Source organism: Pseudomonas sp. 4CAES_32.4 (assembly GCF_058136335.1).
In genome coordinates this window covers 2,918,222-2,931,779 of record NZ_CM176882.1, presented here as the reverse complement: position 1 = coordinate 2,931,779, position 13,558 = coordinate 2,918,222, and the positions used below count along the sequence as shown (strand labels likewise).

General features: G+C 57.4%; 14 protein-coding genes. 11 read left to right on the top strand and 3 right to left on the bottom strand.

Going from position 1 to position 13,558, the window contains the following annotated elements; translation table 11 throughout:
- Positions 1-79: 79 nt before the first annotated feature.
- The gene (locus AC3Y64_RS13140; RefSeq protein WP_489987789.1) at positions 80-511 is read right to left on the bottom strand and encodes a DUF1294 domain-containing protein; all 432 of its coding nucleotides are present in this window, start codon (positions 509-511) and stop codon (positions 80-82) included.
- On the bottom strand, positions 508-1,338 hold the full coding sequence (locus tag AC3Y64_RS13135) for an undecaprenyl-diphosphate phosphatase (RefSeq protein WP_489987788.1): 831 nt from the start codon (positions 1,336-1,338) through the stop codon (positions 508-510). Before AC3Y64_RS13135 ends, AC3Y64_RS13140 begins: the two co-directional genes overlap by 4 nt.
- 304 nt (positions 1,339-1,642) lie before the next feature.
- On the opposite strand from AC3Y64_RS13135, the gene AC3Y64_RS13130 reads away from it, so the two are divergent.
- The 9 genes from AC3Y64_RS13130 to fapF all read left to right on the top strand — a co-directional run bounded on the left by AC3Y64_RS13130 (position 1,643) and on the right by fapF (position 9,872).
- Positions 1,643-3,277 carry a methyl-accepting chemotaxis protein gene (locus AC3Y64_RS13130; protein ID WP_489987787.1) on the top strand — a complete coding sequence of 545 codons (1,635 nt, stop codon included), beginning with the start codon at positions 1,643-1,645 and terminating at the stop codon, positions 3,275-3,277.
- Positions 3,278-3,446: 169 nt separating this feature from the next.
- Positions 3,447-4,010, top strand: a complete 564-nt coding sequence (gene pnuC / locus AC3Y64_RS13125; RefSeq protein WP_158956141.1) for a nicotinamide riboside transporter PnuC — start codon at positions 3,447-3,449, stop codon at positions 4,008-4,010.
- Positions 4,007-4,531: an AAA family ATPase gene (locus tag AC3Y64_RS13120; protein WP_489987786.1), complete on the top strand. Its 525-nt coding sequence runs from the start codon at positions 4,007-4,009 to the stop codon at positions 4,529-4,531. The genes pnuC and AC3Y64_RS13120 overlap by 4 nt, the downstream gene beginning before the upstream one ends.
- Positions 4,532-4,889: 358 nt before the next feature.
- Complete coding sequence (gene fapA / locus AC3Y64_RS13115; protein ID WP_158956145.1) at positions 4,890-5,339, top strand: functional amyloid chaperone FapA; 450 nt, start codon at positions 4,890-4,892, stop codon at positions 5,337-5,339.
- A gap of 1 nt (position 5,340) precedes the next feature.
- Positions 5,341-5,916: a fibril amyloid subunit FapB gene (gene fapB / locus AC3Y64_RS13110; RefSeq protein ID WP_489987785.1), complete on the top strand. Its 576-nt coding sequence runs from the start codon at positions 5,341-5,343 to the stop codon at positions 5,914-5,916.
- 73 nt (positions 5,917-5,989) lie between these two features.
- Positions 5,990-6,985 (top strand): amyloid-like fimbrin subunit FapC, encoded by a 996-nt coding sequence (gene fapC, locus AC3Y64_RS13105; RefSeq protein ID WP_158956148.1) that lies wholly within the window; start codon positions 5,990-5,992, stop codon positions 6,983-6,985.
- Between the two features lie 63 nt (positions 6,986-7,048).
- Positions 7,049-7,729, top strand: coding sequence for a fibril amyloid maturation endopeptidase FapD (gene fapD / locus AC3Y64_RS13100; RefSeq protein WP_158956150.1), 681 nt, complete (start codon positions 7,049-7,051; stop codon positions 7,727-7,729).
- Between the two features lie 43 nt (positions 7,730-7,772).
- Positions 7,773-8,519 carry a fibril amyloid subunit FapE gene (fapE, locus tag AC3Y64_RS13095; protein WP_158956296.1) on the top strand — a complete coding sequence of 249 codons (747 nt, stop codon included), beginning with the start codon at positions 7,773-7,775 and terminating at the stop codon, positions 8,517-8,519.
- 45 nt (positions 8,520-8,564) lie between these two features.
- Positions 8,565-9,872, top strand: a complete 1,308-nt coding sequence (gene fapF, locus AC3Y64_RS13090) for a fibril amyloid transporter FapF (protein ID WP_158956152.1) — start codon at positions 8,565-8,567, stop codon at positions 9,870-9,872.
- Positions 9,873-9,976: 104 nt separating this feature from the next.
- Here the strand turns inward: fapF and AC3Y64_RS13085 are convergent, their stop codons facing one another.
- Positions 9,977-11,302: a sigma-54 dependent transcriptional regulator gene (locus AC3Y64_RS13085; protein WP_158956154.1), complete on the bottom strand. Its 1,326-nt coding sequence runs from the start codon at positions 11,300-11,302 to the stop codon at positions 9,977-9,979.
- Positions 11,303-11,657: 355 nt separating this feature from the next.
- Here AC3Y64_RS13085 and AC3Y64_RS13080 point away from each other — a divergent pair, with 355 nt between their 5' ends.
- Together AC3Y64_RS13080 and AC3Y64_RS13075 are read left to right on the top strand one after the other, a co-directional pair.
- Entirely contained in the window at positions 11,658-11,924 is a 267-nt protein-coding gene (locus tag AC3Y64_RS13080) for a hypothetical protein (RefSeq protein WP_116030401.1), read from the top strand.
- A 280-nt stretch (positions 11,925-12,204) separates the two neighbouring features.
- Positions 12,205-13,494, top strand: coding sequence for an NHL repeat-containing protein (locus tag AC3Y64_RS13075; protein ID WP_489987784.1), 1,290 nt, complete (start codon positions 12,205-12,207; stop codon positions 13,492-13,494).
- The last annotated feature ends 64 nt before the right edge of the window (positions 13,495-13,558 follow it).

Genomic DNA, 13,558 nt, shown 5'->3' with positions numbered 1-13,558 from the left:
GTGTCAGGCAACTCATGTGTTGAATGACACACCGCAATCGCTAGCAGGGCTAGCTCCCACAGAGGTTTTGGGTGTTTCTTTAGACTAGCGCCAGCAAGTTCGCGCCGAGAAACAACTGGTCGATCCAGAACACTTGATGCAGCAATACAATCGTCCAGAACAGAATCTGAAACGACACCTTGCGCGTCTTGTGCCGGAAAACCTGCTGGGCGATCAACGCGCCCGGCCAGCCGCCGGCCAGTTCCACCGCATGAAGAATGTTCTCCGGCGTGCGCCAGGCATCGGCGCGCGCTTTGCGCTTGTCGGCCCAATACATGAAGAACGCCAGCACACTGACGACTCCGTAAGCCGCCAATGGCAGCCACGAAATCCCGCGCAGCCACATCGACAGCGAGCCGAACAGCGGCAATGCACAAACGATCAGCAGAACGACCAGTTTCAGTTTCAGATTCTGGATGTTGTTGCCGCCCGAAGGTCGCCCTTCAGGCCGGCGTGCGCGGGAATCACTCATGGTTTGGCCGCCGCCCAGTCCACCCAGCCGAACTGCCAGGTCGCCAGAATCAGCAGGCCAAACACGATCCGATACCAGGCGAACGCCGCATAGCTATGGCTGGCAATAAACTTCAGCAAGCCGCGCACGGCGATCATCGCAAAGATGAACGCCGTGATGAAACCGATGGCGAACACGGGAAAGTCTGCTGGCACGAACAAGTGGCGATACTTGTAACCCGAATAGACCGCTGCACCGACCATGGTCGGCATCGCCAGGAAGAACGAAAACTCCGTGGCGGTTTTCCGTGACAGGCCAAACAGCAGGCCGCCAATGATGGTCGAGCCGGAACGCGAGGTGCCGGGAATCATTGCCAGACACTGAGCGAAGCCGACTTTCAATGCATCTTTCCAGGTGATTTCGTCAACGGTTTCGGCATGCACCTCGTGCTGACGCTTTTCCGCCCACAACATGATGACGCCGCCGACAACCAATGCCGCTGCCACCGTAATCGGATTGAACAGGTATTCGTGAATCAGATCGGCAAAGATCACGCCCAACACCACGGCGGGCAGAAAGGCGATCAGCAGGTTGGCGGTAAAGCGCCGTGCGCTGGGCTGCGTCGGCAAGCCGATGACCACGTCGAAAATTTTGCGGCGAAACTCCCAGACCACCGCGAGGATCGCGCCGAGCTGGATGATGATGTTGAACGCCATGGCCCGCTCACCACCGAAGTCGAGCAAGTCGGCAACGATGATCTGGTGTCCGGTACTGGAAATGGGCAAAAACTCCGTCAGCCCCTCTACAACTCCTAGTATCAGTGCCTGCAAGGCCGTCCAAAGATCCATCAATCCCCCAAAGAGCGATGCGCGCCGGCATGCCCCGATAGTATTTTTTTACGTTCACTGCGATCAGCGTAGCTGGTAAATGCTGTACCGATTCCGCGCACACAGGATCCAGACCAAACAGTCAAAATTCCGTGAAATATCAACTTGGATTCAGGTTTTTACGCGCGGGGCCGAAATCCTATCAGACAAGCCTTAATAGCGCTGCTGCGTTATACGACTTGGGTCGCGTATGCCTGCCCACATAATCGTGGTTGGATGCTGGCGGTCGTTTATTACAAGAACAAGAATCCGGAGTGACAGCGTTATGAACAGCTTGCGCAGTGTGTCGATCAGCCGACGCTTGTGGCTCATTTTGATTGTGGCGGTGGTCATGTTGCTGACCTTGGGCGTGTTGATGCTCAAGCAGATCCACGATGACCTGTATCACGCCAAAGCACAGAAAACCCAGCATGTGGTGCAAACCGCCAGCGGCCTGCTCACCTATTATCACGACCTCGAAACCGCCGGGACGCTGAGCAAAGACGCGGCGCAAAAACAGGCGCTGACCGCGATTCGTGGCTTGCGCTATGACCAGAGCGATTACTTCTGGATCAACGACCTCACGCCCGTGATGGTCATGCACCCGACCAATCCCAAGCTGGAAGGGCAAAACCTCTCGGCCATTCGCGACCCGGACGGCTTCGCGGTGTTCAACGAAATGGTCGCCATCGCCAAGGCCAAAGGCGCCGGCATGGTCGATTACCGCTGGCCGAAACCTGGTGCCAGTGAACCTGTGGCCAAGACCTCCTACGTCAAACTGTTCGAACCCTGGGGCTGGGTGATCGGCTCGGGCGTGTATATCGACGATGTGCAGGCCGAATTCCAGGGCCAGGTGATCAAGGCTTCCGCGATCGGTCTGGTGATTGCAGTGATCATGGCGCTGCTGGTGATTCTGATCGCCCGCAGCATCGTCCGACCGCTGCAGGAAACCGTGAACGCCATGGCGAATATTGCCAGCGGCGAAAGCGACCTGACCCGCAGCCTCGATACCCATGGCAAGGATGAGGTGACCGAACTGGCGCATCACTTCAACGCGTTCACGGCCAAATTGCGCCGGGTGATCGGCGACTTGCAGGTCTCGGCCAGCGCCCTCGGCCAATCCTCCAGCGAACTGGGTAACGATGCCGCGCAGGCCCAGCAACGCAGCCAGCAGCAATCGCAGCAAATGGAGCTGGTGGCTACGGCGATCAACGAAGTCACCTATGGCGTGCAGGACGTGGCCAAAAATGCCGAGCATGCGGCCAGTGAAATGCGCGACGCCGAGGCGCAAGCGCAACAGGGCCAGATCAACATCGACGGCAGTCTGCAACAGATCGACAAGCTCTCGGGCACCATCGATCAGGCGGTGGAGGTGATTCGCACCCTGGCAGCAGAAAGCACGCAAATCGGCAGCGTGCTTGAAGTGATTCGCTCGATTGCCGAACAGACCAACCTGCTCGCGCTTAACGCTGCCATCGAAGCGGCACGGGCCGGCGAGCAAGGTCGCGGCTTCGCCGTGGTCGCGGACGAGGTGCGTTTGCTCGCGCAACGTACGCAAAAATCGACGGCAGAAATCCAGTCGATGATCGAGCGCCTGCAGAATCATTCCGAGGCGGCGGTCAAAGTCATTGGTGACAGCAGCAAGGCGTCGCAATTGACCATCGAACAGGCCGGACTGGCCGGCGCCAGTTTGAATGCCATTGGCCAGGCCCTGCGCAATCTCAATGGCTTGAATGCCTCGATTGCCAACGCCACGCTGCAACAAGCGCACGTGGTCGAAGACATCAATCAGAATGTCACCCAAGCGGCAGGCCTTTCGCACAGCACGGCGATGGCGGCGGAGCAGTCGAGTGCGGCGAGCCTGAAGCTTGGCCAGTTGAGCGAACAACTGAACGGCCTGCTGCGCCAGTTCCGCGTCTGACTCAAATCCCCTGTGGGAGCTGGCTTGCCAGCGATGGCGGTGGATCATCCAATATTAATATTGAATGTTTCGGCCTCATCGCTGGCAAGCCAGCTCCCACAGGGTTCTTCAGTGTTTGGGCGAATGCAGTACAATCCGCTCCCCTGTTTTATCTCCCCAAGGAACCCACATGTCCGGGCTTGAACTGTTTGCTGCCGCTCTCGGCGTGATTGCCGTGTGGCTGACGGTCAAACAGAACCCGTGGTGCTGGCCGATCGGTCTGGTCATGGTGTTGCTCTATAGCTGGATCTTCTTTGAAGTGAAGCTGTATTCGGACATGTTGCTGCAAGTGATCTACGCCGCGCTGCAAATCTACGGCTGGTGGCAATGGACCCGCGCCGGGACGATGCATGACGGGCGTGAAGTGACCCGCCTCGACCAGCGCTCGATACTGCTTGGCCTGAGTGTTGGCGCGGTCGGTAGCCTGTTGCTCGGAGCGGCGATGGCGCACTGGACCGACGCGGCGCAACCTTGGCTCGATGCCGCACTCACCGGTTTCAGTCTGGTCGCGCAATTGTGGATGGCGCAGAAGCGCCTGCAGTGCTGGGCGTTGTGGTTCGTGCTGGATGTGATCTTTGTCGGCCTGTTTATCTATAAAGGCCTGTATCTCACAGCAGCGCTCTACGGCGTGTTCACGCTGATCGCGGTGCAAGGCTGGCGCGAATGGCGTGCCGATCCGGCGTTGCGCCCATGAAAGTCGTGGTTCTCACCGGTCCGGAGTCAACGGGTAAAAGCTGGCTGGCGGCGGGTCTTCAGCAACGCTTCGGCGGGTTGCGCGTGGATGAGTACGTGCGCCGGTTCATCGAACTGAATCCTCGTGATACCTGCCTGGCGGATATTCCCGAGATCGCTCGTGGCCAGTTGCAGTGGGAAGATCAGGCGCGCGCGCAACAACCGCGCCTGCTGATTCTCGATACTCATCTGTTGAGCAATATTCTCTGGAGCCAGACCCTGTTCGGTGACTGCCCGCACGGGTTGGAAACCGAACTGCTGGCCCGTCATTACGACCTGCATCTTTTATTGTCGCCAGAACAGATCGACTGGACCGATGACGGCCAGCGCTGCCAACCGGATCTGAGCGAACGCCTGGCGTTTTTCCAGGCCACCCGCGATTGGCTGGTTGCGCATCGACAGCCGTTCGAAGTCATTCAGGGCAATTGGCTTGAACGCCAGGCAAAAGCGTTTTCGTTGGTAGAGCAACTACTCGCCGAATAATCGGACTATTGGGTGCTCTGCCCCACCCGATTTCCCCTGTTCTGGGGACAAAGTGTCCGTTCCTGTTACAGCCATCCGAGTGCAAAGTGGCCGTCTAAGCGCCCTTCATGGCTTTGTCATGTCAATTGTTAAGCTGCTGATACACACCCTCGTGAACCCCCATTCCAGAGCATTGTTCAGCCTACAGACAGGTCGGCGGCATAGCGTGTGTTTCAGCCATGAAACAGTGGGTGTTTCAAATGTCCGCTCCATTTACGTAACCATTTGAAATTACACAAGATTTAAAAAGCGGCACAGCTTTCGCTCTCTCCTTCACAACGCTGACTAGGGCCAGCCCACTGAAGAAGGAATTGCAGCCGTGGGGAATATCAAAAAAGGTTTGACCTGCCTTCTGCTGATCGGATCAGCAGCCAGCACATTCATCAGTTTCAACGTGCAGGCAGAAGGCAACGGTGTGATCGTCCTCAATCGCGACGTTCAACCTATCCCTATCGGTCGCAGCGGCGGTAAAGACCCCTACCCGACCACCGTCAACGCCAACCCTTCTGCACGCATCAACCAAGCGATGGCCAGCACTGAACTCGATGACGGTGACTTTGCCGCCATCGCCAGCGGCTCGTCCATCCGCAGCAACATCATCACCCCCAACTCGAACGTACCTGGCCTGAACACACTGACCAACCCTAGCGGCCTGCCTGGCATGAGTTCAGGTCACGGCGGCGGCGGTGGCAGCTCCATCTCCAACACCGTCAACCGTGCAATGGGCGCTGGCCTCGCTCCGCTGACCCGCATGGCTGGAGGCCAATAAGATGAATCGCACTCTGCTCCTGCTTGCCCTTTTCGGTTGCGCCAACGCTATGGCCGCCGACCCCAGCTCAGTGAACAACGCGAACATTCAGGACACCGGCATCCAGTACCGCGGCAATTACAACATCAACCAGGCCGCTGGTGACCAGATGCAGCAGACCAACACCAAAGCGATCGCCATTGGCACGTCGGCCAGTGCCACCACGAATGTGCGCCAGCACATCGATACGCCAGCCAATCCGGCGACCAATGCCAGCGCGACCATCGGCGGCAACTCTTTCAGTAATGGCAACGGGATCCTGGGCGTGAACCAGGGCGCCGGGGCCAACAACCAGATGGCCAACGTCACGCGCGTCAGCATCAGTGCCGGCCCGCAGAGCGTTGACGACAGCGCCCTTTCACAACAGAACGTGGCGTTTCTACCGAGCTCAGGAGCAACTGGTACCTCACCCGGCAGTCGCCAGGTCACGACAAGTGATCAGGCCTTCACCGGCAGCCGCGGGGTAATCCAGGTGAACCAGAGTGCTGGGGTGGGGAACCGAATGGCTAACACCCTCAGCATCCGGGTCGCTGACTGACCCAAACAACAAAAGCAGTGCAATTAGAAAGTACCAACACTTAACCAACTAATAAGCACGATGGAGAAACACCATGAAACCTACAATGGCTCTCAAACCACTGGTTTTCGCACTTGCAGCAGTGATGGCAATCGCAGCACAGGCAGGCGGTCGCAATGACGATCATGGTCATAATGGCGGGCACAATCAGCCACAGGGTCCAAGCCTTGAAGAGCTGCTGCAAATCGGCGCAGGCGCCGGTGCTGCAGTACTCGACGTTCAAAACAGCGATGGCAACGTCGTCGGCAACCAAGGCACAAAAAATAGTGCCGGTGTCCAGGACTCCGCTAACGGCTCGAACGGCAACCTGGGGATGAACAACACTGCCGGTGACGGCAACCAGCAAGATAACGCCGCTGCTCTGGCAACCGCTGACGAAAGCTTCATCTTCGGCACCGCTGTTGCTGCTTCCAGCGCAACTCAGGTCAACAACGGCAACTCTGTTGCCAACTACTCCACCACCAACACTGCCGGTATGAACAACGTTGGTAACAACGGCTCGGGCAACATTGGCGTGAACAACAGTGCCGGCAACTTCAACCAACAGAAAAACAACCTGGCAATCGCCGTATCCGGTGGCCGTGTGGCCCAGGCTGCTGCATCCGCCAACCAAAGCTCCACTGGCCTGAACGTCGGCAACTACGGCACTCAGACCTATAAAACCAACACCCTCACTGGCACTGTTGCCGCCGTCGGCGTGTTCGGCGCCGTGGGTGAAGCTACTATCAAAGATGACAGCCACGGCGGTGGCGGTTATGGCAACAACGATCGTGGCGGCAACGGTGGCCACGGTGGCAGCAAAGATCAGAAAGCAACCTTCGAAGCTGTGGGTGTCTTCGGTCTGGCTGGCGTAACCACTCAACAAGTGATGACTCCAGACGGCTGGAAAAACCCTGTGACCAACAATGCTGCGGTCAGCAACGTTGGCAACAACTTCTCCGGCAACGCTGGGTTCAACAACGCCGCCGGTGTGGGCAACCAACAAAGCAACTCGCTGTCCATCGCTGCAGGTTGCAAAGCCTGCATGTAATCGCGATCGAAACGAAAGCCCCGGAAACGGGGCTTTTCCTCAGTCCGCAAAGGCGTATCGATCATGCGTAAGACTGCCCTTTTCGCTCTGCTTTGCCTGTCTGGCCTGACCCAGGCCGCCCAGATGCCAGTCGCTGCCCTTCCCGGCGGCGTACTCGTCTACAAAAACGTGCAAAGCATTCGTGAGCGCAAGTTTGCCGACATCGTCGAACAGAAAACCGATTTCAGCTGCGGCGCTGCTGCACTGGCCACGGTATTACGCCAGGCTTATTGGCTCGACGTCGATGAGGAGCACATCATCAAAGGCATGCTGGTCAACGCTGACCAGGACCTTGTTCGTACTCAGGGTTTTTCCATGCTGGACATGAAGCGCTACATAGAAAGCATCGGCATGCGCGCCAGGGGCTACAAGATTCCGCCGGAAAAACTCGACGCTGTAACAATCCCGGTGGTGGTACTGATGGAAATTCGCGGCTACAAGCATTTCGTGGTCTTGCAGCGTTCGGACAAGGATTGGGTTTACATCGGAGACCCGGTTTTAGGCCACAAACGCTACAAACACGATGACTTTGTCAAAGGTTGGAACGGCATTGTTTTCGCTATCGTCGGTCCCGGATACGACAAGGCCAACGCCTTGCGCAGCCCTCCGGTGCCACTGACTGCAAAGAACAAGCTGGATGGCTTCAACCCTGTCAGAGATGCTGAATTGATGGATTTCGGGTTCATACAGAGCGACTTCTTTTAATCGCCGATTATAAGAGTGGGACCGGATGTCCCGGGAGCAGCAAATGAAAACCTCATACTGGCTGGCCGCCGCCTGCCTGGCAGCGAGTGCGTCAGGCTATGCCAATGCAGGATTCAAACCTATCGAAATACAGGACCAGGAACTGTCCGAACTACGTGGTCGTTATGTCATGCCGGGGCGGATTATCAGTTTCGGCATTGTCATGAGCAGTACTTGGCGCAATGCCAGTGGAGATCTGATCGGGGCTGCCACTTCAATGCAACTTCAGGCAGCAACGGTAAAACCGGAATTCTATGTTTCAACCATCAAGGAAACCGGCAACGGCAACCCCGTGCAAACGGGGAACGGCACGGTGACCGGTGGTGCCGGGCTCAACAGCAGCCAAGGCGTAACGCAAAGCGTGCGCGCCGCCGGCGATCGCAACACTGCCTATAACAACGTCGCGATCAACGTTTCCGAAGCCAGTCAGGCACCGGCGCTGATGCCTTCACAAGGGCAAGCGCTAATGGCCGGGCAAACTATCGGCGGCAGTAACGCGGCGGGCAGCGTGGCGGTTGCTGCGACGGGCAGTGGCATCCAAATGTCCATTCAGGCCTCCGGCAATCAGGGCACTTCCCTGCAACAAGTTGCCCAAGGCGGCTTACTGCAGAACACCCGTTTGCTCGGCAGCGCCAACGTGGTCAACAACATGACTCAACTCAACGTCGTACTGAACAATAACGGCATGAGCGCCGGCGCACTGGACTGCAACCTGACGCAACTCAGGGCCCTACGAAATATTGGATATTGAACTACGCTGAGTCTCGATCATTGGGCTTAAAGGGACGGCTTTTTCATGTATCGATCAGTATCACTGCGTGCCGCTGTATGTTTGAGTACCCTTCTACCCGCAGCCATGCTGCAAGCGGCACCGAACGCGGATGTAGAGGCCCTGAAACAAGAACTTCTGGAGCTGAAGCAACGATACGAAGTACAACAAAAAGCCCTGGCGGTACTCGAACAACGGGTTCGTCAGGTCGAAGATCAACCGGCGGCACCGCAACCGAAACGTTTGGCCAAGTCGCCGTCGGATATGAAAGGCAATCCAAAAGTGGCCACCGGCACCGGTGCCGCAGCAGCGTCGGGGGGCGCAGCCGGGGGAAGTGGTGCATCTTACGGACAATCGCTGGCCGACGATTCGCAACCGGCCCAAAGTGTGTCCAACCTGTATGACGAAGCCAGCGGATTCTTCGGCGGCGGCAAGTTCAGCTTTGAAACCGGTGTCACCTATTCGCGTTATGACACGCGCCAGCTGATCCTCAACGGCTTCCTTGCGCTCGACTCGATCTTCCTCGGCAACATCAACCTTGACCGGATCAAGGCCGACACCTGGACCCTCGACCTCACCGGCCGCTACAACTTCGACAATCGCTGGCAGTTCGACCTGAACGTGCCGGTGGTCTACCGAAACTCGACGTATCAATCCGGTGGCGGCAACGGTGGCGCCTCCAACGTCACCACTGAACAGGATGTCGACCGCGACCCAACCATTGGCGACGTCAACTTCGGTGTCGCTTACAAGTTCATGGATGAATCGGTCAATACGCCAGACGCCGTGGTTACCTTGCGGGTCAAGGCGCCAACCGGCAAGGATCCGTTCGGCATCAAGCTGCGCCAGACCGACGCCAACTCGAACCTGTTCGTACCTGACACCCTGCCTACCGGTAACGGCGTCTGGTCGATCACCCCGGGGGTTTCGCTGGTCAAGACGTTTGATCCGGCCGTGCTGTTCGGCAGCTTGTCCTACACCCACAACCTCGAGGAATCGTTCGACGACATCAGTTCGACCGTCAACCAGAAAACCCCGGGCAAGGTACGCATTGGCGACAGCTTCCAGATCGGCGCGGGTATCGCCTTTGCACTGAACGAAAAGATGAGTATGTCGTTCTCGGTGTCTGACCTGGTGCAACGCAAGAGCAAGCTGAAACAGGATGGCGGCGATTGGGAATCGGTGGTGTCCAGCGACGCCAACGCCGGTTACTTCAACGTCGGCATGACCATTGCGGCCACCGACAACCTGACCATCGTGCCCAACTTGTCCATCGGCATGACCGACGATGCCCCGGACTTCTCCTTCAGCCTGAAATTCCCGTACTACTTCTAAGCAGAGCAAAAGCAAAAGATCGCAGCCTTCGGCAGCTACTACCTCGGATGTTGGTAATCCCGGTAGGAGCTGCCGAAGGCTGCGATCTTTTGGTCTTCAGCCAACTAGCGAATCTGATGTTTATGTAACAGGCGATAGAACGTGGGGCGGGAAACGCCAAGCACTTTGGCGGCAATGCTGAGGTTGTCACTGTGGCGGTTCAACACATCGCACAGCGCCTGGCGTTCAGCACGGGTTTTGTAATCTTCCAGCGTGCCCATCGGCGTGGCGATCGAATGCTGGCTGATCAACCCCAAATCGCGGGCCTCGATCTGCCGCCCTTCGGCCAGCACCAGACCGCGCCGTACGCGGTTGGCCAATTCGCGCACGTTGCCGGGCCAGTCATGTTTACCCATGGCAATCAGCGCATCTTCACTGAAACTGCGCGGGCGGCGCCCGGTTTCATGGCTGTAGAAGTGAGAAAAATGGTTAGCCAACATCGACAGATCACCGTGCCGCTCGCGCAGTGGCGCCGTTACCACTTGCAGCACGTTGAGGCGGTAATACAGGTCTTCGCGAAAGCGCTTTTTCTCGATGGCGGCCTCCAGATCGACGTGGGTCGCCGCCAGCACCCGCACATCGACAGGAATCGGCTGACTGCCGCCGACCCGTTCAATATGCCGTTCCTGGAGAAAACGCAGCAGATTGGCTTGCAACTCCAGCGGCAAGTCGCCGATTTCATCGAGAAACAATGTGCCGCCGTTGGCCGCTTCGATACGCCCGACCTTGCGCTGATGGGCGCCGGTGAACGCACCTTTTTCATGGCCGAACAGTTCCGACTGGATCAAATGTTCGGGGATCGCGCCGCAATTGATTGCCACAAAAGGTTTGCTGTGACGCTGCGACTGACGATGCAGGGTGCGTGCGACCAGCTCCTTGCCAGTGCCACTTTCACCGCGAATCAAGACCGGCGATTCGGTCGGCGCCAGTTTGCTGAGCAGTTTGCGCAGTTCACGAATAGGTTTGCTGTCGCCGAGCAGTTCGTGTTCCGGTTGGTCGACGTGAATCGTGCCCTGCCCGCGCAGGCGCGCCATGCCGAACGCGCGACCGAGGGTGACCTGCACCCGCGAGACATCGAACGGCAAAGTGTGGAAATCGAAAAACCATTCACAAACGAAGTCGCCGACGTTTTGTAAACGCAGGACTTCCTGATTCAACACGGCAATCCATTCGGTGCCGCTGCGGCTGATCAACTCTTTGACCGCCTCGGGGCGTTCCAGATGAAAAGGCTGTAAACGCAACAAGCCGACATCACAACTGCGGTCGGCGGCATTCTCGAGTGTGCAACTGTCGACATCCCAGCCGACGGCTCTTAATCCGGGCAGTAAGCGATGACAATCGTCGCAAGGGTCGACTACCAGTAAACGTCTTAACGCAGGCGCTTCGCTCATGACTGTTCCTTGGCGCCAAATATTAGAAATGATTGTAAAAACAGTCATTTGGCAGACCCGACTGTAACATTAGCAAGATTTTGACATGGCCTTGTATCGATTGCTTATAGGTGTACAGGCAAATACGTTATAAGAACTCGGGTTATTAGTTAGCTATCGATTTTTCTGCTCTTTTCAACCTTTCGTGGAGCTTTCAAAACCTGTCTGAAAAGCGAATAAACGAAAGAAAGTTGAAATTTCTTTATTTCATGTGTGACCTGCCCCCGGGTTGCGTGCATCAGTACAAGTAACCAGCCGAACGGTAAGCCCAACCGACGGCAGATCATTTGATTGGGCACGACAGAGAGAAGACCCCATGACCGCCCCGCTCCGTATCAACGAAGCTCTTTTGATTGCCAACCACGCCTTCAAACCCTTTCAATGCGTGGCCTGGGCGCCACAAGACGGTAATGGCGAGCTCAGCCTGACCGTTGTCGACCGGACCAATTCGCACATCGGTCGCAAGCAGATTCCAAGCAGCGCCTATTCTGATCCCGCTCAACTTGAGCAATTGCTGCAACAGGCCCGCGCTGAACTCAGCGAAGAGGGTTACAGCCTGCAATCGTGGTCGATGCCACATTAAGAGCGGGCACTTGCGGATAACCTCAGTGTTATCCGCCCTGCTTTTATTAGTTGCCCAGCGCTTTTATATTTCCTCAATATTTTTAACTTTACGCAGCCCTTGCCTACTTCAAGTGCTTGGCACGCTTGCGACTGGGTCAAAAAGACATTGTTCTGGCACAGTGCGACGCACCGTCCATTAGTTCAGCCCGTTGTACTAAATCGCTTATAGGGATTGAATGTTCGGCTCATGCAGTTGCCACCCATTATGGGACTCGGTCGACTCGCAAGGAGATGCGTGCATGTCTACCCAGAATGCGATTGCGTTGCCGCAACCGGTGATCAATGCCGGCCAACTCGACCCCCGTTTCGCCGGTAGCGGCGTGGCCCAGGTGTATTTTGCCGACAGCCTTGGCAGCATGGCTCAGGGCGTCACCCTTGACCGCGAAGGCCGCGTGCTCGTTGCCGCCAAGGTCACCACGGCGAATGGCAGCTGCTTTGGTCTCGCGCGACTGCTGCCAGACGGCTCCGCTGACCTGCAGTTCGGTCATCAAGGCAGCGTCATTGGCCAGTTTTCTCCCGGTTTCGAAGGCATGGCCGGCAAAGTCCGGGAATTGCCGGACGGTCGAATCCTGATTGCCGGCCTGCATTACGAAACCGCCCTGCGCACCCTGCCTGCCCTCGCCCTGTTTGATGCCCATGGACAACCGGACCCGTCGTTTGGCGACAACGGTTTTCTCGTCGTGCGCTTGCCCGGTGAGCTGTCGATGGGCACCCGCGACACGTGGCTGCCGCCCGGCGTCCCGGGTGCCGAAGCCTGCGACATCGCGGTGCAGGATGACGGTCGCATTCTGCTCATCGCCAATCATCATTTCGAACTCGCCGACCATGCGGGCATGCTGATTCGGCTCAAGCCTGACGGCAGCCTCGACGAGACATTCAATGGTCGTGGCTTCGTGATGATCCGACACCTGCTGCTCAATACCTGGCTGAGCAGCCTGCTGTTGCAGCAGGACGGGCGGATCGTGGTGAGTGGTTCGATCGATTTCCCACAAGAAGGCTTGCTGGCGCGCTATCTGCCGGATGGCCGGCTCGATGAAACCTTTGCCATCGATGGCTTCATGGCTTTCAGGGCACAGGGTCACAGCGTGCTGGTCAGCCAGGTTTTAGAAACCGACGGACATCTGCATTGCTTCGGCAGCAGCCGTGATCCAATCCGCTGCCTGAGCCTGAGACTGCACGGCAATGGCCGCGCCGACTTGCATTGCAACGCCGGCCATCCTCAAACACTCGATATCGGCCATAGCGGCTGCCAATGGAACGCCGCGCAGCGCACGGCGCATGGTGAACTGGTCGCGGTCGGATCGACTATTGGCGGTGTCGAAGCCGACTTCATCGTCGCTCGTTACGACCCCGATGGCCGCCTCGACAGCGAGTTCGGCAATGGTGACGGCTGGTTGCGCACACGTCTGGGCCGCAGCCTGGACACCGCGACCTGTGTCGATCTGCAGGCCGGCGGAGAAATTGTCGTAGGCGGTTTTTTGCTCGACGGTAACTATCGCGCCGTTGTTGCGCGTTATCTCTCCTCCTAATGAGAAACCTCCCACACTTGATCTTCCTCGACACATCCGGCAACTTGCGCCCTTCTTAATACAA